Origin of the sequence: Hymenobacter sp. (assembly GCF_036387835.1) — a bacterium.
In the GTDB taxonomy this organism is placed as follows: domain Bacteria; phylum Bacteroidota; class Bacteroidia; order Cytophagales; family Hymenobacteraceae; genus Hymenobacter.
Map to the genome: position 1 here is coordinate 23,443 of NZ_DASVSY010000034.1, position 18,997 is coordinate 42,439.

Annotated in this window: 12 protein-coding genes; 6 read left to right on the forward strand and 6 right to left on the reverse strand. The window is 55.8% G+C overall.

The features are described from left to right. The first annotated feature begins 1 nt into the window (after position 1). The 4 genes from VF639_RS06520 to polA all read left to right on the forward strand — a co-directional run bounded on the left by VF639_RS06520 (position 2) and on the right by polA (position 9,568). Complete coding sequence (locus tag VF639_RS06520; protein ID WP_414654672.1) at positions 2-2,776, forward strand: TonB-dependent receptor; 2,775 nt, start codon at positions 2-4, stop codon at positions 2,774-2,776. After that, a complete protein-coding gene (locus VF639_RS06525; RefSeq protein WP_331145085.1) occupies positions 2,777-3,958 on the forward strand; it encodes a DUF4249 domain-containing protein in 1,182 nt (393 codons plus the stop codon). Between the two features lie 31 nt (positions 3,959-3,989). After that, complete coding sequence (locus VF639_RS06530; RefSeq protein ID WP_331145086.1) at positions 3,990-6,392, forward strand: MG2 domain-containing protein; 2,403 nt, start codon at positions 3,990-3,992, stop codon at positions 6,390-6,392. 275 nt (positions 6,393-6,667) lie between these two features. After that, entirely contained in the window at positions 6,668-9,568 is a 2,901-nt protein-coding gene (polA, locus tag VF639_RS06535; RefSeq protein WP_331145087.1) for a DNA polymerase I, read from the forward strand. Positions 9,569-9,637: 69 nt separating this feature from the next. On the opposite strand, the gene VF639_RS06540 is transcribed toward polA, so the two are convergent. Together VF639_RS06540 and VF639_RS06545 are read right to left on the reverse strand one after the other, a co-directional pair. After that, entirely contained in the window at positions 9,638-10,108 is a 471-nt protein-coding gene (locus VF639_RS06540; RefSeq protein WP_331145088.1) for a lipocalin-like domain-containing protein, read from the reverse strand. Positions 10,109-10,354: 246 nt separating this feature from the next. Then, on the reverse strand, positions 10,355-11,269 hold the full coding sequence (locus tag VF639_RS06545) for a class I SAM-dependent methyltransferase (RefSeq protein ID WP_331145089.1): 915 nt from the start codon (positions 11,267-11,269) through the stop codon (positions 10,355-10,357). A gap of 321 nt (positions 11,270-11,590) precedes the next feature. Between VF639_RS06545 and VF639_RS06550 the strand changes: the two genes are divergently transcribed. Then, the gene (locus tag VF639_RS06550) at positions 11,591-12,601 is read left to right on the forward strand and encodes a YpdA family putative bacillithiol disulfide reductase (RefSeq protein WP_331145090.1); all 1,011 of its coding nucleotides are present in this window, start codon (positions 11,591-11,593) and stop codon (positions 12,599-12,601) included. A 64-nt stretch (positions 12,602-12,665) separates the two neighbouring features. On the opposite strand, the gene VF639_RS06555 is transcribed toward VF639_RS06550, so the two are convergent. From VF639_RS06555 to VF639_RS06565, 3 genes are all read right to left on the reverse strand, one after another. Next, positions 12,666-14,009 carry an SGNH/GDSL hydrolase family protein gene (locus VF639_RS06555; RefSeq protein ID WP_331145091.1) on the reverse strand — a complete coding sequence of 448 codons (1,344 nt, stop codon included), beginning with the start codon at positions 14,007-14,009 and terminating at the stop codon, positions 12,666-12,668. 21 nt (positions 14,010-14,030) lie between these two features. Then, the gene (locus tag VF639_RS06560) at positions 14,031-15,278 is read right to left on the reverse strand and encodes an OmpP1/FadL family transporter (protein WP_331145092.1); all 1,248 of its coding nucleotides are present in this window, start codon (positions 15,276-15,278) and stop codon (positions 14,031-14,033) included. Positions 15,279-15,528: 250 nt separating this feature from the next. Beyond that, positions 15,529-16,353, reverse strand: coding sequence for a cyanophycinase (locus VF639_RS06565; RefSeq protein ID WP_331145093.1), 825 nt, complete (start codon positions 16,351-16,353; stop codon positions 15,529-15,531). Between the two features lie 533 nt (positions 16,354-16,886). Here VF639_RS06565 and mgtE point away from each other — a divergent pair. After that, the gene (gene mgtE, locus VF639_RS06570) at positions 16,887-18,272 is read left to right on the forward strand and encodes a magnesium transporter (RefSeq protein WP_331145094.1); all 1,386 of its coding nucleotides are present in this window, start codon (positions 16,887-16,889) and stop codon (positions 18,270-18,272) included. Between the two features lie 102 nt (positions 18,273-18,374). Here the strand turns inward: mgtE and VF639_RS06575 are convergent, their stop codons facing one another. Beyond that, positions 18,375-18,980 carry a DUF4142 domain-containing protein gene (locus VF639_RS06575; protein WP_331145095.1) on the reverse strand — a complete coding sequence of 202 codons (606 nt, stop codon included), beginning with the start codon at positions 18,978-18,980 and terminating at the stop codon, positions 18,375-18,377. Positions 18,981-18,997: the final 17 nt, after the last annotated feature.

Here is an 18,997-nt window from a genome sequence, read left to right on the forward strand (position 1 = left end):
CATGAAGCACGTGTACCTCGTATTTTTCTTTTTCTTATTTATAGTGGCAAGCCTTACTAGTTATGGGCAGCAAACAAACGAGAAAAGAATTACCGGTAATTTCACGCAGTTGCCGTTCGAGCAATTCGTTAGGCAGATAGAAGCGCAAACTTCTTTTCGCTTCTACTTTGATCCGGCGGCCGTCGACAGCCTGCTTATTACGGTGCAGGCGCAAGATCAACCCGTATCGGCCGTGCTGGACCTGGCCCTGCGTAACACCAGCTTCCACTTCGCCATCGACGACGAGAACCGGGTATTCATCACTGCCGGCGCCACAATTGAGCCTACGCTGTCCGAAGACTTTTTCCGCCCTGAACCAACGGAGGCCGTAGCGGCAAAGCCCCGCAGCACCGAAACCGCCCAGCCTAGCGTGGCCGTACGGTCGCGCTACGTGCGCGAGGCTGAGTTTCGGGTGTATGAAATAGGCACGGGCGCGGGAGGTGGCAAGGCGACCTTGGCGGGGCACATTCGGGAACTGAAATCAGGGGAGCCGGCAATTGGGGCCACGGTATACACCGACAACCCGGCCGTTGGCACCAGCACCGACCAGTTCGGGTACTACTCGCTCACCCTCCCGGCCGGTCGCTACGACATCAAGGTTCGGGGCCTGGGCATCAAGAACACCAAGCGCCAAGTGGTGCTGCGCGGGAATGGCAAGCTGGAAATCGAGGTGGAGGAAGACATTACGCCGCTCAAGGAAGTGGTGATTGAGGCCGAGAAAGACAAGAATGTGTCGGGCATGCAAATGGGCCTGGAGAAGCTGGACATCAAAACGATGCGCCAAGTGCCGACTGCTTTCGGCGAAACCGATATTCTGCGCGTGGTGCTCACGCTGCCGGGCGTGAAGTCGGTGGGTGAAGGCAACACGGGCCTGAACGTACGCGGCGGGGCCACCGACCAGAACCTGATTCTCTTCAACGGGGCCACCATTTACAATCCCTCGCACCTTTTCGGCTTCTTTTCGGCTTTCAACCCCGATATTTTGCAGACAGTAGAGCTATACAAAAGCGCTATTCCAGCCAAATACGGCGGGCGGCTATCGTCGGTGCTGGAAATCAAAACGCGGGAAGGCAACAAGAAGAAGTTTTCAGGCTCGGGCGGTATTGGGCCGCTTACCAGCCGCCTGACGCTGGAGGGTCCCATTGTGAAAGACAAAGGCGCCTTTGTCGTCAGTGGCCGTACCAGCTACTCCGACTGGATTCTGCGCCGGCTTTCGAACAGCTCGTTCCGGAACAGCTCGGCATCTTTTTATGACGTAAGCGCCCACGTTAACTACCAGCTCGACGAAAAGAATTCGGTGTATGCCACCGGCTACCTCAGCGCCGATAAGTTTCGGCTGGCTAGTGACACCTCGTATCAGTACGTAAACCAGAGTGCCAGCCTGAAGTGGCAGCACAACTTCAACAACAAGCTGTATGGCGTACTCACCGGCGCCTATACCCATTACGCCTACGACATTGAAAGCACGGAAAACGCGGTGAATGCCTCGAGCCTGAAGTACGGCATCAACCAAACCAACGTCCAGGCCGATTTCAGCTATTTCCCTAACTCCAAGCATACGATTGACTTTGGGGCCAGCTCGTTGCTCTACCATATCTCGCCCGGCAGCCTAACCCCAAACGGCGACAGTTCGCTGATCGTACCCGACATCCTGGCCCGCGAACAAGCGCTGGAAAGTGCTTTCTACGCCTCCGACCGGATCGACCTCAACCAACGGCTTTCCATATCCATCGGCTTGCGCTACTCTCTCTATCAGGCCCTCGGACCACGCGAAGTATACCAGTACGCCCCCGGCCTGTCCAGGTCGGAAAGCACTATCACCGACACGGTTGCGTACGGCTCGGGCAAAGTGCTGGCCAAGTACCACGGCCCCGAATACCGGCTGTCGGCGCGCTACTCCTTGTCTGACAACTCGTCGGTGAAGCTGAGCTACAACCGCACCCGCCAGTACATCCACCAGCTTTCCAACACGGCCTCTGTATCGCCGGCCGACATCTGGAAGCTTACCGACGCCAATATCCGTCCGCAAGTCGGCGACCAGGTATCGGTGGGCTACTACCGCAACTTCAAGTCCAACACCATCGAGACCTCCGTTGAAACCTACTACAAGTGGTTGAAGGACTTTGTGGACTACAAGAGCGGCGCTACTCTTATTCTCAATCACCACATCGAAACCGACATTGTGAATGCGCTCGGCAAGGCGTACGGCGTGGAAGTGATGGTGAAGAAGCTTACCGGCAAAATGAATGGGTGGGTAAGCTACACCTACTCCCGCTCGCTGGTGCAGGTCAACAACGCCACCACCTCCGACATGATCAACGGGGGCCGCTACTACCCCAGCAACTTCGACAAGCCCCACGACTTCACGCTGATTGGCAACTACCGTTTCAGCCGCCGCTTCAGTTGCTCGCTCAACTTCACCTACAGTACCGGCCGGCCCATTACGCTGCCACTGGCCAAGTACTACGTGGCTAACTCGCTACGGGTCTACTACTCAGACCGCAACGCCTACCGGGTACCCGACTACTACCGCGCCGATTTTGGCTTGAACATCGAGGGCAGCCACAAGATCAAGAAGCTGGCCCACAGCTCCTGGACGCTAGGCGTATACAACCTGACTGGGCGCAAGAATCCTTATTCGGTTTATTTCCGCTCGGAAAACGGCCAGATCAGAGGCTATAAGCTATCCATCTTCGGCCAGCCCATTCCTACTATCACCTACAATTTCAAATTCTAGATGCGCGCACTATCTCTTTTTGTCCGGGCCACCCTGCTCTGGTGCTTAGCGCTGTCTTTGCCGAGTTGCATCGACCCCTACATGCCCGATGCCATCAGCTCCGATAAAAGCTACCTGGTGGTCGACGGCTTTATCAACAGCAATGGGGTCACCACCATCAACTTGTCGCGCACCTACGATATCCAATCAGGCGCGGCACCTCCCAAAGAGGGCAGAGCGACCGTATACATCGAGGAAGAAAACGGAACGCGCAATCAGCTGCGGGAAAGCAGCCCAGGTACGTACACTTCAAATAATTTACGCTTGAATACGGCAAAGCGCTACCGATTGTACATCAGTACGGCCGGCAAAGTGTACACCTCTGATTTCACAGCGGTTAAAGTCACCCCGCCCATCGATGATATCACTTGGCGAGCAGTGAATACGGGCTTGAACATCTATGTCAATAGCCACGATGACACGAACCTGACTCAGTATTATCGGTGGGAATACGAGGAAACCTGGGAAATAGTAACTCCTTACAATCCTGGCATTGAATACAAAAACGGTGTCATCCAGGATATAACCGTTGACTATCCGCTAATCTGTTGGGGAACTTCCAGGTCAGTGGATATCAAGGTAAGCAACACGGTTCGTTTAAGTCGGGATGTTGTCTCCAACTACCTGCTCCACTCTTATCCAACCACCTCCGAGCGGCTGCGCGGCACGTACAGCATGTTGGTAAAGCAATACGCTCAAACCGCCGACGAGTATCAGTACTGGGACTTGCTTAAGAAAAACACCGAAAATATTGGTACGCTCTTCGACCCACTTCCCGCTCAGCTTACCGGCAATGTCAGGTGTGTTGATGATGCCTCCGAGTTGGCGTTAGGCTACGTTGGCGTACACTCGGTGGAGGTAAAGCGCCTCTTCATCCGCAATTCAGAATTACCCCGTACCTGGCCCATTAAGTCAGGGTATGAGGGTTGCACCCCGCCTGATACTGTTTTTATCGTCGGTCCTGATATACGCGTTCCTCCCGCGCAGATCCTCCAGAGTGCCTTTGGCGGGCCCAATTACCTGCCTATTGGTCCCCATTTTGATCCCACAAGCGGACTCTTAATTGGCTATACCGCCAAGAACCGGGATTGTATTGACTGTCGCACACGCGGCACGGCAATCAAGCCGAGCTTCTGGCCTTAGGGTTTTCGGTAAATTTTATGCGCTATACATCATGAGTGTATCTAAGAAGTGGGGGCGTCTATACGCCTATCTAGCACTGCTGCTATGGCTGGCTACGGTCGGAACAGCTTACTGCCAGGTGGATTCTTTAGGTGGGCTGACTGGAAAGCTGAGCCGCTACCAGAAAGCGGCTTTGCCCGAGAAGCTATTCCTGCATCTCGACCGCCCGGTGTACAGCAGTGGCGAGACGATGTGGTTTAAGGTTTATGCCGTTGATGGCACCTATTCCAAGCCGCTGGCTTTGAGTTCGGTGGCCTATGTGGAAGTGCTGGATAAAGCGCGCCGGCCCGTATTGCAAGGCAAAATCGAATTGAAGGAAGCCACCGGCCAGGGCTCGTTTACGCTTCCCGCTTCACTGGCCTCGGGCTGCTACACCGTGCGAGCATACACCAACTGGATGAAGAACTTCGACCCGGAGTACTACTTCCACAGCTCCGTAACCGTGATTAATACATTCACGGCCTCGGGCGCGGTGGCCGACAAAGATTCTGCCGCCTATGATGTGCAGTTTTTTCCGGAGGGTGGCAATCTGGTACAGGGGCTTAGCAGCAAGGTAGCCTTCAAGGTAACCTCCAAGGCGGGCAAGGGCGCGGCCGCGGAAGGCAAGGTGCTAAACCAGAACGGCCAAGTAGTGGCCTCCTTTAAAACGCTACGCTTCGGCATGGGTAATTTTACGTTCACGCCGGAAGCGGGTAGCACTTACACCGCCGTAGTTGCTTTGCCCAAAAACCAAGTGGTCAGGCGCCCGCTACCGCGCGTATATGAGCAAGGCTACGTGATGCGCCTGGAAAACAGTGGGGCCGAGGCACTGACTTTTTCGGTGAGCAGCACGAGCACTGCCCCCGAGACAATTTACTTGTTGGGCCACTCGCGGCAGAAGGTTTCGGTGGCGGCCCGCACACAGCTGATAAATGGGCGGGCGGTATTTGCGGTCAACAAAAACGAGCTGGTAGATGGCATTTCGCACTTCACCGTGTTTAGCGCCGAGCAGAAGCCCCTGTGTGAGCGACTGTATTTTCAGTTGCCTAAACAGAAGCTCACCATTACCACCCGCCCCGACAAAAGCCAGTATACCACCCGTGACAAAGTGAGCGTGGAGGTAGCTACCGCCACTCAGCCAGAACGCGCCAGCCTGTCGATGGCCGTGTACCGCCTGGATTCCCTGACAATGGCCCCCACTCCCGACATCAACAGCTACCTGTGGCTGGCCGCCGACCTGCGGGGTACCATCGAAAACGCCGGCTACTACTTTACGGCCACCGGCCCGGACCTCCCGGAAGCCACCGACAATTTGATACTCACCCAAGGGTGGAGCCGTTTTAGGTGGGAGCAAGTGCTGGCGCCTACGCTAGCACCCTTCGATAATCTGCCCGAGCTGTACGGGCCGCTCGTGCAAGCCCGCGTACTACAGGAAGGCACCAATCGGCCTTCGTCAGGAGTTGTCACGTATCTGTCCGTTCCTAGCCGCCTTACTCGCCTCACCAACGGCATCAGCAATGCGGATGGCGTTGTGCAGTTCGAGCTAAGTGATTTTTATGGTTCCAAGGACGTGGTAGTGCAGGCGCACTCGCAGCAGAACAACAATTACCGCGTCGAACTGCTGCCGGCTTTTTCCGGGCAATACGCCGCTCGTGCGGTGGCACCTTTTGTTCCGCTTACGCGCTTGCAACAGGACTACGCCAAGCGGCATTTTCAAAGCCAGGTGCAAAGCCTGTATGCCCGCAAGTACGAGAACCGCTACACTGCCCCACCCGTCGATAGTCTACCGTTTTTTGGCAAACCCGACGAACAGTATTTCCTCGACAAATACACCCGTTTCAAGGTACTGGAGGAAGTGATGCGCGAATATGTACCGGGCGTGGTAGTCCGAATCCGGGACGACGGCTTTCACTTCCTTGTCATCGATAAGGTCAACAAAACGGTACTCACCGAAAACCCCATGGTGCTGCTCGACGGGGTGCCTATCTTCAATATCAACAAGATCATGAAGATGGACCCCCTGAAAATTCAGAAGCTGGAAGTAATTGACAGCCGGTACCTGCACGGCGCGGCCCTGTACAGCGGCATCGTTAGCTACACCACCTACAAAGGCGACCTGGAAGGCTTCCTCCTCGACCCAGGGGTATTGGTGCAACAGTACGAGGGCCTACAGGGCCAGCGCGAGTTCTACGCCCCGCGCTACGACACGCCCCAAGCCAAGCAAAGCCGCCTGCCCGATATGCGCAACCTGCTGTATTGGAACCCGGCTATTACGTCCAGTAGCGGCGAGCCTAGCAAACTAGAGTTTTACACCGGCGACCAAGCCGGACGCTACATGGTAGTAGTACAAGGCCTCTCTGGCAAAGGAGCCGCGGGCAGCACTAGTTTCACCTTTGAGGTGAAGCAGGCACTCTAGTAATTGTTGTTAGGTGGGGTCTGCTTTTTACTTGTCTTGTATCACTGCCGACAATCAGTAAAATCTTGTCTTCTCTGTTACAAAAACCACCTCGGCTTTTGCCAAAGGCGGTTTTTGCTGTTATTGGGTTTAACCCTAAGCCGCTATGCCGCTTTCTACAGCCGCACGTCAGAAAGCTAGGTTAAGCTGCTTTTTGTTGCCTTATAAATTATCCGACCAATAAAACTACCCGTTAAGCTTTCTGACGCCTCTCTCTTGTATTCTACCTTCGCCTTATGACCGATACGCCCGCTCCCACTACTCCCGCCAAAAAGCTCTTCCTGCTCGACGCCTTTGCCTTAATTTACCGCGCCCACTTTGCGTTCAGCAAGAATCCGCGCGTCAACTCCAAAGGCCTTAATACTGGTGCTATTCTCGGCTTCACTAACACGCTAGTGGAAGTGCTCCAAAAGGAAAAGCCCACCCATATCGGCGTAGCCTTCGACGCGCAGAAAAAGACCTTCCGCCACGACAGCTTTGCCGACTATAAGGCGCAGCGCCAGGCTATGCCCGAGGACATTGGTACGGCCATTCCTTACATCAAGAAAATCATTCAGGCCTTCCACATCCCCATTCTAATGGTGGATGGCTTCGAGGCCGACGACGTAATAGGCACACTAGCACAGCGGGCCGAAGCGCAGGGTTTCGAGGTGTTCATGATGACGCCCGACAAAGATTACTGCCAGCTGGTAACCGATAAAATTAAGATCTACCGGCCGGCCTTCATGGGCAACGCAGCCGAGGTACTCGACGTGGCCCACGTGCTTCAACGCTTCGAGATTGAGCGCGTCGAGCAGGTGATTGATATCCTAGGCTTGCAGGGCGATGCTTCCGACAACATTCCCGGCATTCCCGGCATTGGCGAGAAGACCGCCAAAAGCTTGATTCAGCAGTTCGGCTCCGTCGAAAATTTGATTGCCAATTCCGACCAGCTCAAGGGCAAGCAGCAGGAAAACGTGCGCAACTTTGCTGAGCAAGGCCTAATGAGCAAGGAGTTGGCTACCATCCACGTTAATGTCCCGATTGATTTCGAGGCCGACAAGCTGGTGCTCGATAGTCCCGACGATACGCAGCTTCGCAGCTTGTTCGACGAGTTGGAGTTTCGGCAATTAGCAGCTCGTATTTTGGGTGGCGGTGAGAAGGCCACCGCACCAGCAACCGCCGCTGACCGCGCCAATCCACGGTCCAGTTCACGCCGGCCAAAAGTGCCGGCCGGGCAAGCCAGTTTGTTTGGCAACAGTTCCGATGCCGCCGTGGCTATCAGCGCCGAGGAAGGCGAAACCGGCAGCTTCGGTGCCCCCGCCGGGCCGCGCCTCACCCTCGCCGATGTACCCCACCAGTACCACCTCATCGACACGCCTGAGCTGCGCCAGTCCCTGCTAAGCTTCTTGCTCCAGCAAACCGAAGTCAGCTTCGACACCGAAACCACTGGGCTCGATACCATGACGGCGCGCCTTGTGGGGCTTTCCTTCTGCTGGCTGCCGGGCGAAGCCTACTACGTACCCGTTCCTCAAGACGACCACGCCGCCGCGCAGGCATTAGTAGACGAGTTTCGGCCGTTTTTCGACGCGACGGGCATCCTCAAGATTGGCCAAAACATCAAGTACGACCTTACCATTCTGCGGCACTATGGCGTCGAGATTCAGGGGCCGCTCTTCGATACCATGCTGGCGCACTACCTGCTCGAGCCCGACATGCGCCACAACATGGACGTGCTGGCCGAAACTTACCTGCATTACACGCCGGTAGCTATTACCTCGCTCATCGGTAACAAAGGCAAAAACCAGAAGACCATGGCCGACCTTCCGCCGGCCGAAGTATCGGACTATGCCTGCGAAGATGCCGACGTAACCTTGCAACTCAAGCATGTGTTCGAGCCCATGCTGAAGGAAGTGGGCTTGTTGGACTTGCTGACCGAGGTGGAAAACCCGCTGGTGCCGGTGCTGTCGGCCATCGAGTACGAAGGCGTAAAGATTGATTCCAGCGCCATGGGCGAGTATTCCACCGAGTTGCAAGGTTATATTGTAGACATCGAGAAGCAGATTTTCACGGCGGCCGGACAGGAATTCAATATTGGCTCACCAAAGCAGCTCGGCGAAATCCTGTTTGATAAGCTCGGCTTAGGCGGCGGCAAAATCAAGAAAACCAAAACCGGCCAGTATGCCACCGGCGAGGAAATTCTGAGCGTATTGGCCGCCGACAACCCGGTGGCCGGCCTGATTCTGGAACACCGCCAGCTGACTAAACTTCGCTCCACCTACGTGGAAGCTTTGCCGCAGTTGGTGTGCGAGTTGGATGGCCGCGTACATACCAGCTTCAACCAAGCCGTTACGGCCACCGGCCGCCTCAGCAGCACCAACCCCAACCTCCAAAACATCCCGATTCGCACCGAAAAAGGCCGCGAAATCCGCAAAGCCTTCGTGCCCCGCGACGCCGCCCACGTGCTGCTAGCCGCCGACTACTCCCAAGTAGAGCTCCGCATCATGGCCGATTTTTCGGGCGACAAAACCATGATTGAAGCTTTCCGGCAGGGCCAGGACATTCACACCAGCACGGCCAGCAAAGTGTTCCACGTGCCCTTGGACCAGGTAGACGGCGAAATGCGCCGCAAAGCCAAAACCGTTAACTTCGGCATCATCTACGGCATTTCATCGTTCGGACTGGCTCAGCGCATTGGCATCTCGCGCAAGGAAGCCACCGAAATCATTGAGACGTATTTCGAGGAGTTTTCGGCCGTGAAGAAGTTCATGGACGAGAGCATCAACAAGGCCCGGGAGCTGGAATATGCCACCACTTTGCTCGGCCGCCGCCGCTACCTGCGCGACATCAACTCGCGCAACGCCACCCTGCGCGGCTACACCGAGCGCAACGCCATCAACGCTCCCATCCAAGGCACCGCCGCCGACATCATCAAGAAGGCCATGATTAACATTCATGCCTGGCTGCGCGAAGAGAAACTAGCTACCCGCATGATCCTGCAGGTGCACGACGAACTGGTTTTCGACGCTGTGAAAGAGGAAATTGACTACATCACGCCCAAAGTGAAAGAGCTGATGACCACCGCCCTGCTCCTCCCCCGCGGCGTGCCCTTGGAAGTGGAAGTGGGCACCGGCAATAACTGGCTACAGGCGCATTAAAAAGAGTTGAAAGGTTCGATAACAGAAAACCCGGCCAAGACACTAGGCCTGTCTTGGCCGGGTTTTCTGTTATTGGTGCTTCATTTCCACCGTTGATACCCGCGTGGTGCCCGAGCCCACGGTTGCGGTAGCCGATAGTTTCAGCGAGCTGTTAGTGAGTTCGGTTACTTGCCACGTGCCTACTAGCACCATCCCACCCGAGGTAGAGTTGGTAATCGTAATCGTTTCCACATCGCCTGTTTGCGACCAGGTGCCAAGGGCAACGGGGGGAAGGTTTGTGGCATTAGAACAAATGAGCTGGTTGCGTTCTTCCGCGTAGGACTTGTCTTCCAAGAATCTGAAGAAATCATCCTCATCACAGGGCTCTATCAGGCTTCTGGCCGGTTGCGTACCGGTTTGAGAGACGAAGCTGATCAGGCGCCACTCGCCCGAAGCAAGGATTTCGCTCCGAGTTTCTTCTTCCTCATCTCCGCCCAAAAGGCCACAGCCTCCGGTAAATGCGCTGCTAGCTAGCAGCAAAGCCAAGTAAATACGTTTCATGCAATAGGTTGAAAAGGTGAAAAGCAGTTGCGCTACGAAAGTAGATAGCTTGAGTGGCGGCGGAAATACCTAGTAATAGGTATTTTAACTACGCAGGAATCAGCTGTTTTTCAGTATGGTGAGTTGTGAGCCCACTTTCCTTTTATATTTCCTATTTGCGGCAATAGTACATGAAGGATGGCTATTAGACGGAATTACTGCCAACAGCTGGGCAACCGTACTACCCAACTGCTAGCTATTGACGTCCTACTTTTTTCCGTTCTTTGCAACCACAAACATCCGGTCACCGAAGCGGCCGGTAAGTTGGTTGAGCCAGTAGGTGGGATATTGTGCCAGTAGCTTGCTGGCTTGCTCCACCGGATTGCCACCTAGCCTGATTTGCTGGGGTTTCTTGACCGGATTCAGTAAGTCGACCACCTCGAACTTGTGCTTGGCCAGCAACTTGCGGATGGTAGACGGCGTGAATTCGTAGAGGTGGTAGGGTGGTATATCCATGCGGCGCTGCCGCCCGAGGGCACCATAAACAGCAAACCCGGTCCGCATACTCGGCAGGTTGAGCACGCTCGGTAGAGCCAGCACCAACAGCCCGCCCGGCGCCAGAATGCGCCCAAACTTAGCCACGGCCGCTGATGGTGACAGCAAATGCTCTAGCACGTCGCCGAGGTACGCTAAGTCGAATTGGTTTTCGTGAAAATCTTCGGTGGTTTCGATGTTGCCGGTCACGACGGGCAGGCCAAGCTCACGGCGGGCAAAGTCGGCCGCGTGGGCTGATATTTCGAGGCCATGCGTTTCCCAGCCCAGGCTTTGCAAGCTCTTGAGCGTGTAGCCCGGCCCGCAGCCCACCTCCAGGTACCGGAACTGGCGGCTAGGGTAGTGGCGCATCATATAGTCGGTGAACTTGTCGGCGCGGGGCTGGCTGAGGTCGATGGTGGCGCCTTCCTCGATGAACTTGCGGTCCTGGGCGGTGCGGTCGTAATTGGGGCGCTCGGTAAAGTACTCTTTGCCGTAGAGCCGCTCCAGCTGCGCTGGCGTCGGCTGCGGGTCTAGAAACACCAGCTCACAGTTTTGGCACTGCGTGCCCTGCAGGCGCTGGCCTTCAAAAACATAGTAGAAAGGACGCGGCCGAAACGCCGTATGCCCGCATAAGTCGCAAGTGCGCATAGTCTCGAAATCAAACCAAGAGGCAAGTTCGCACTTATCCGCGAAACCCGCGGGTGGGCTTTGCCTGTTTAACTGATAGTCTGTTTCGCCATTGCCCTTCCGGCGCAGAAGGAATCAGGATAAGGTCGTTAGATGAGGTTTAACTTAAATTCCTCCTGCGTTGAAAGGACAATGGTTCTGTTGAATGAATTCGGAAGGCAACGCAGGCACTGATGCTGGCAGCTACTGCACCTGATCAAGCCGATTACACGTGCGCTTAGCTGCTTTATTTTGGTATGACAGACGTTAGCAGACGTCCTCACTTGTTTTGAAAAATTGAATATGGTTGATGTAGTTGTGATTGGGGCGGGGCCGGTGGGCTTGGCCTGCGCTTTGGAAGTACAGCGGGTTGGCCTTACGGCCGTAGTGGTCGACAAGGGCGCTTTGGTGAATTCCATTATTGGCTACCCCACCAACATGGAGTTTTTCTCGACGCCCGAACTACTGGAAATTGGCGGCCACCCGTTCCCGGTCAGCAGCTACAAACCGTTGCGCGAAGACGGCATCGACTATTACCGCCGAGTGGCTCAGACCGAAAACCTCGACCTGCGCCTCTACGAACGAGTTACAGGATTGGAGGGCGAGCCCGGCAACTACGAAATCGTGACCGAGAAAGGGCGCATCAACTGCCGCTACGTAGTTGTAGCTACCGGCTTCTACGATGTACCCAACTACCTCAACGTGCCCGGCGAAGACCTGCCGCACGTCAGCCATTACTACAAGGAGCCGTATGCCCACGCCCACCAAGACGTGGTAGTGGTTGGCGCCAAAAACTCCTCAGCCAAGGCCGCGCTGCAACTGCTACGCGCCGGTGCCCGGGTGACCATGGTGATTCGCGGCGCGGAAATCAGCAACTCCGTGAAGTACTGGATTCGGCCGGACTTACTGAACCGCATCAAGGAAGGCCGCATCAAGGTGCACTTCAACGCCACCATCCAGCGCATCCTTACCGATACCGTGAAGCTCGATACGCCGGAAGGCCCGCTTACTATCCCGGCCAACTACGTGTACGCCCTCACCGGCTACCACCCCGACTTCAGCTTCCTGACGGCCCTTGGTATCACCTGCCAGCTCGACGCTGCCCAAACCCCCACCCACGACGCCGAAACGCTGGAAACCAACCGCCCCGGCGTGTACCTGGCCGGCACCGTATGCGGCGGCCTCAATACCAGCCGCTGGTTTATCGAGAATGGCCGCTACCACGCCCAGGTCATTGCCGCGCATCTGGCAGGTCAACCGGCGCCCGCGCTGCCCGAAGTCTTGCAGCCGGTGCAACTCACGCCGCAGTCGTAGCCCGATTTAAAAGCAAAAAGCCCGCCTCTGATAAGCAGAGGCGGGCTTTTTGTTGAGCTACTAGTTAGCGCGGGAACTGCACCCCGGTGTAATCGTTTGGGTTGACTTGCGCAACGCGCGAGCCATATTTGGCATTGATGGCCTTGATCATCTCATTGGCTATGATGGCGTAACCGCGGGAGGTAGGGTGCACCCCATCGAGGGAGAAGATGTTGCCTGTGATAAAGCTCGCCGTATTCGATACGCCGTTGGTAACAATTCCAGACCTAGCCACACCTGCGAAGAACGCATTGACATCGAAGATAGCCAATCCCTTCTCGTTGGCTTTAGTAGTGATGGCCGTGTTGAAAGCCGTAGTAGCAGTGCGCGCAGCAGTTTGCTCGGCAGCATCCAGCACGAACTGGTTGGGAACGGGGTTAGATTGGCCGGCACCTGCACCAACGCCGGCTCCAACCGGAAAAGGATTGCCGGGGGTAGTAGTCCCGAGAACCGCCGAGGAAGTCAGGGTCAACAGGTCGGCGTCCGTAGCCAGGCGCACGACTGTTGCACCATTAACAGTTGTTTGAATGTACACATCCAGAGCCGCGTTAGCCGCCTTGAAACGAGCCCGAATGTCGGGCACCCGCACGGTTGTAAAGAAAGGTATTGTAGTTACATCTGGAAGAGTGGATACTATTCCTTTTGCACCCGTAGCAGTAAGCGCGTTGATAATGCGGCTGTTCTTCAACGTGAACGTGTCGGTACGAGTAATGACCCCACCCACGCCACCAGTAGTGGCATAGCCTAGAACATCGTTGTTACCAAGCCAGTTAGAGAAAAAAGTAGCCGTTGCGGCCTCAGCTTTTATACGCTGGAAGTAGCTCTGGGTAGCATTAGCTGCGGGGGTGATTCGCTCGAAGTATGCATTGAACGTAGCAGGATTCAGTGGTGTAGTTTGCGAATTGCCGTAACCTGGCGTTTGCACGTCAGCTAAGCGGATATTAGGTACCCCAAAGTTATTTATAGGTCCTTCGAAACGGGTGTACAAGAGAGGAGTAGTGCTACGGATAGCCAAATTATTAGTCACGGAAGCCGTAACAGGAGCGCCGTTGACAATGCCTGTCAAACGCAGATAACCCGAGCCATTTTCCTGGCCAGTTTGAAAAAGTGGCTGTACAAAGTCGCCGCCCCCGACAGCCCGGAACTGACCGGCCAACAGGTTCGGGTACGAATTCAACTGGCCTTCTAGGTACAGGCCCATGTTTGAGTAGCCGGCCGTAAGCGAGTTGCCGACGGCAATGTAGCGGGAGAAGTCAGCGGAGCCAGCGCTGGGCTTATAATCATCTTCCAGGTCGGGTTGGCAGGCCGTGAGGCCCAACCCTAGCAGCGCCGCAACTGGCGCGTACTTACGAAATAGAAAAGTAGTCATATGGTGGGAAGCGCCGTGCGGTTAGAAGTTGTAGTTCAGGCCCACGCCTGGAATCACGATGTTGGTTTTGTAGGTACCGGCAATCCGGTCGGTGGTCCCGTTGTTAAGCAGGTCCTGTTGCGTTTGCGTCCGTTTCTGGATGCCAACGTATTGGGCCGACAGATCCACCCCGAATTTGCCGAAGGCGTACGAAGCGCCCACAGTGCCGCTGATCCGGTCGTTGTCGGGCGTTTCGGGCGTTACGTAGCCGTCCTTCACGGGTGTCATGTCGTAAGAGCCGCCGGCCCGCACGGTTAGGCCACTGGTTAGCTTGTACTGGCCGCCTAGGCGGAACGTGAGAGCATCGTCGTAGAAGCGTTTCGACTCGCTGCGGGCAGAGGGGCCCACATTCTGGTCGAATTCAAATACCAGCGTACGGTATGCACTCCAGTGAGCAAAATTGACATCTAATCCAATCGTTAGATTCTCGTTAGGCATTACCCCAATACCGAGGCTGGTGGTAGCTATCAGCGGCAGCGTGGCGTTGAACTTGGTGGCCTGAAAGTTGGCTGCAAAGGCTGGCGCAACATTCGTGAAGGTTACATCGCCGTCTTTTACCTGCGCGTCAATCTTGGAGCGGTGACTAATGCCCACGCTCAATTTATCGGAAGGCTTAAAGAAGATACCAACATTGTAGCCAACCTTATTTTCAGCTTTACCGTCCAGCTCGATGTGCCCGAAAGAATCAGGCAGCGGAATATCGCGCTGCAGGTTTACCGAGCCGTAAGCCAAGATCATCAGACCGGCCCCTATGCTCAGCTGGTCGGTAATAGCGTAGCTGAAGGTTGGCTGCACATAAATCGACTCCAAGGTGATGTCAGTCAGAGAAGTACGGCCTTCCCACCCATTGGCGTACTGTAGCTTGCTGCCGAAAGGTGTATAAACCGCAATGCCAGCCCGAAACTTACCTTCGGCGGGCCCAAATCCGGCGTAAAGGTTGAAGGGCGTTACAGTGCTGTTGCGAAGTTCCCGCTGCTGGCTACCGCCTTCGGCTACAAAGGCATTGCGCGCTAGTGTTGCATTGACGCCTACTTGCACGCCCCGGTCCCGCACCAAGGCCAGGGCACCAGGGTTATAGAACATGGCGGCTTGGTCGAGGGACAAGCCCACACCAACGCCGCCCATACCGTTGTTCTTTTGTCCGGCCAAGGTTACCTGATAGCCGCCCGCCAACGCTGCAGTGCCCGAAAGCAATGCCCCTCCAGCGAGGAGTAAAGATTTAAAATTCATATGAAGAGAATGTGGGTGAGGATTTGGGATTATGGCATTAAATGTAGGTGAAAAAAATCGAGGATAGTAGGCTAGCCTAACAATTTTACAGAAGAGTCAGGACCAGTGAAAAGCAAGTAGCAAGCTGATGCGGAGCAACCGCCGGAACTGGATCAACATCACAGCAGACCAACGCCAAATCACAGCCAGCCAATTTGCGGGCAATATCGGTACAGTGCGTGATTTCTGCGCTTACATTTTCTGGCATTATTTACCTTTCCTCAGGGCCTGTCACCTGCCGGGTGCGTAAGTTGAACTGCTGCCCGGCTACCAGCAAATGCACTTGCAAATTTTGTCCGCTGACCGGCTCGCCCCGGCTGGCCCGCCCGATGTTGTTGCCCTGCAGCTGGCCCCCGTCAACTACTATCACCACCCCGTCGCCGAATACCTCGGTTTCCGTACTGCCCCGCACGATAATGCCGGTTTCTTCTGACAAGCCTAGGCCCAGGCAACTCGGGTGGGCCAGCAGTGCATGCATAAGGCGGCCAAACCGGCCTCGTTCCACAAAATGCTGATCGATAAGCAGGCTGGGCAATAACCCAAGGCCCGGCACGGTTTGGATGCCGCCTTTGCGCAAAGCCCGCCAGCCGTAGCCCTCCACGAGCATATAATCGGATAGGGCGGCGGCACCGGCGCTGGTACCGGCCACTATAAACGCCGGCTCGGTTTGGAAGCGGTGCTTAAGCTGCGCCAGAAACTCGGTGCCACGTATGAATTCGGTGATAAGCTCTTGGTCGCCACCGGTGAAGAATACCAGGCCGGCGCGGCTCAGGCGGTGCAAGGTGGCCGGGGCGTCGGCGGGGTTCCGGTCGTTGACGGACAGATGCCGTGCAGCCGTGCAGCCTAGGTCGCGAAAGGCTTTTTCGTAGGCTGTAGCGGTGCGGGCCGGGTTGCTGGAAGCCGTGGCTACAATTTCGACGGGCGTATCGAGGGTGGGCAGCAAGTCGCGGAGCAGGGCCAGCAGGGCATCATCGTCGCCGCCGCCGAGGGCAACGAGCGTACCGAGGGGCAAAGCGGCGGGCGTCGATTGGGGCATGGGAAGCGCGAAGAGGACGGCCCAAATGTACGGGCCACCTAGCTTTTTGGCTGGAAAGCGTGCCAGCTGACAACGAATAAATAACGGCTGGCCTGTTTTATCTACTTGTCGAAGCTGAAACCATCTGGGTAGGACCTCTCGTTGTAAGTCGGAGTTTGCGCTTCGTGCATGTGTACAGCGACTAGCCTGTTACCTCTTATTTACGGAGAGGAACAGTCTGTTTTTTCAGTGCTGCTGCTACTCGCTAACCAGCTTGCTGATAAATAGCGGAAGCGTCGAAAACTACAAGTTTCTCGGTGGGCAGCTTTCGGCACTACGGCTGGTATAATGGTGGGCAGCGGAAGTCGCCGAATGTTGTTCTACAAGCCCTACAATGCAAGAAGCTGCCTTACTCGTGCGTCAAGCAATGGCTTCGCGCAATAACTACTATTTATTCTGATACAGTGCTGTTGAGCCGCGGAATCCAACTATTTTTGCGCGCCTTTTGGTCACTAATTCCATCTGCCTAGCGAGACACGGCCCTTCTTTTATTCATGAATCAGCACCCGACCACCGAACACATCACGTCCCTGATTCAGGAGGGCGAGTTTTTTAAACTCAAGGAACTTCTTAAGCACTACGAACCGGCCGAGCTGGTGGAGCTGATCGAGGAAGAAGAAGAACGGGAGCAACTCATTATTTTTCGGCTGCTGCCCCTCAAGCTGGCCACGCAGGTGTTCGAGTACCTCGACCTGGAAGTACAAAAACACTTCCTGATCAACCTGACACAGGAGAAAATCACCAACATCCTCAACGAAATGTCGCCCGATGACCGGACGGCGCTGCTGGAGTTTCTGCCCGACGAGCTGGTACGGGAACTGATTCAGACGCTGTCGGAGCCGGAGCGCCGGGTCACGCTGGAGCTGCTGGGCTACCCCGAGTACTCGGTGGGCCGCCTGATGACACCCGATTATATTGCCATCCGGGAGAACTGGACCGTGCAGCAGGTGCTCGACTACATCCGGCGCCACGGCGGGCAGTCGGAAACGTTGAGCGTGCTCTATGTAACCGATAACCGAGGCGTGCTCATCGACGACATTCGCATTCGGGAATTTTTGCTGGCTGATCCGCAGAAGCAGGTGCGCGACCTGATGGACCACCGCTACGTGTCGCTGCAAGCCATGCAAGACCAGGAGGAAGCTATCGACGTATTTCGGCGCAACGACCGGGTGGCCCTGCCCGTCGTCAACGACGACGGGGTTCTGTTCGGCATCGTGACCATAGACGATATTCTGGACATCCGGGAAGAGGAAGACACCGAGGACATTCAGAAGCTCGGAGGCTCGGAGGCGCTCGACGAGCCGTACCTCGCCACGTCTATCTGGGGCATGGTAAAGAAGCGGGCTGGCTGGCTGGTGATTCTGCTCATCGGTGAGATGCTGACCACTTCGGCTATGCACCACTTCGAAGACGACTTGCAAAAGGCGGCCGTACTTGGCTTATTTATTCCATTGATTATTTCGGCGGGCGGCAACGCCGGCTCGCAGGCTACTTCGCTCATCATCCGGGCCATGAGCCTGGGCGAGTTCACACTTAATGACTGGTGGCTGGTGATGCGGCGCGAGCTAAAGTCGGGGCTGCTGCTAGGGTTGATTCTGGGCGTGGTGGGCTCGTTCCGTATCGTGTTGTGGGCCACCGTCATCGACCCCGGCTATTTCGGGCAATATTGGCAGTTGATTGCCATCACGGTAGGCTTTTCGCTGCTGGGTATTGTGTTATGGGGCGCTTTGGCAGGTGCTATGCTACCCATGCTGCTTAAGCGCCTTGGCCTCGACCCCGCCACCGCTTCGGCACCTTTCGTAGCCACCCTCGTGGACGTGACGGGACTAATTATCTATTTCTCGGTAGCTACTATGGTGCTGCGCGGCACGCTGCTATAGCGAGTGAATGAGTGAAGTAGCCTACGTCAACTGACGTGTGCGCCATTCGCGCCGGAGGCTACTTCACTCATTCACAGCTTCACTCACTTACTCATTCACTCGCTAGCTGCCTAACACTGTAGACAGGCGCTGCGTAATGGCGACGTGCTCTTTGATGGTGGCCAGAGCCAGGGTGGCAATGTGGCGGCCGTGCATCTCCATCATATTGGTTTTGGCGGGGGCGGGGCTGGCGAGGTAGCCTTGCGTGAGGCTTTGCAGCAGCTGGTGGGTCTGGAGTTGGGCCGTGATATAGGCTTTGTCGAAAGCGGCGCCGGTGGCCGACTTCATCTGGGTCATCATAGCTTGCGCTTTGGCATCGGGCGGCGGTGGGGTGGTGCCCATGTCTTTCAGAATGCTCACCATGCCTTTGGTTTCTTCCAACTCGAAGCCCGCAAATTGCTTGGCGTACGGATTAGTGGCTTGCGTAGCGGCCAGTTGGCTGCTCATCATCGACGTATTGACGGGTCCGGCTATGGCCGCCCGAAACTGCGCTTCGGTGGTAATGGCGCCCGCCCCTTGCAGGAGTAAGCCCGATTCTTCGTCCTCAGCGAAGGTAAAGGACTGGAGCAGCGAAGCAAATGCCGACATCCCGACGCCGAATGCTAGGCTGCCTTTCACTGAATTGGTCAGAAAATTCCGACGAGGAGTGGTTTCATTTAATTTGTGCATATACATGTTTTTGAAAG

Coding starts and splice junctions, on each gene's coding strand:
- VF639_RS06555 (WP_331145091.1), bottom strand. CDS start 14,009: ATGACTACTTTTCTATTTCGTAAGTACGCGCCAGTTGCGGCGCTGCTA.
- mgtE (WP_331145094.1), top strand. CDS start 16,887: ATGAATCAGCACCCGACCACCGAACACATCACGTCCCTGATTCAGGAG.
- polA (WP_331145087.1), top strand. CDS start 6,668: ATGACCGATACGCCCGCTCCCACTACTCCCGCCAAAAAGCTCTTCCTG.
- VF639_RS06550 (WP_331145090.1), top strand. CDS start 11,591: ATGGTTGATGTAGTTGTGATTGGGGCGGGGCCGGTGGGCTTGGCCTGC.
- VF639_RS06560 (WP_331145092.1), bottom strand. CDS start 15,278: ATGAATTTTAAATCTTTACTCCTCGCTGGAGGGGCATTGCTTTCGGGC.
- VF639_RS06575 (WP_331145095.1), bottom strand. CDS start 18,980: ATGCACAAATTAAATGAAACCACTCCTCGTCGGAATTTTCTGACCAAT.
- VF639_RS06520 (WP_414654672.1), top strand. CDS start 2: ATGAAGCACGTGTACCTCGTATTTTTCTTTTTCTTATTTATAGTGGCA.
- VF639_RS06530 (WP_331145086.1), top strand. CDS start 3,990: ATGAGTGTATCTAAGAAGTGGGGGCGTCTATACGCCTATCTAGCACTG.
- VF639_RS06545 (WP_331145089.1), bottom strand. CDS start 11,269: ATGCGCACTTGCGACTTATGCGGGCATACGGCGTTTCGGCCGCGTCCT.
- VF639_RS06525 (WP_331145085.1), top strand. CDS start 2,777: ATGCGCGCACTATCTCTTTTTGTCCGGGCCACCCTGCTCTGGTGCTTA.
- VF639_RS06565 (WP_331145093.1), bottom strand. CDS start 16,353: ATGCCCCAATCGACGCCCGCCGCTTTGCCCCTCGGTACGCTCGTTGCC.
- VF639_RS06540 (WP_331145088.1), bottom strand. CDS start 10,108: ATGAAACGTATTTACTTGGCTTTGCTGCTAGCTAGCAGCGCATTTACC.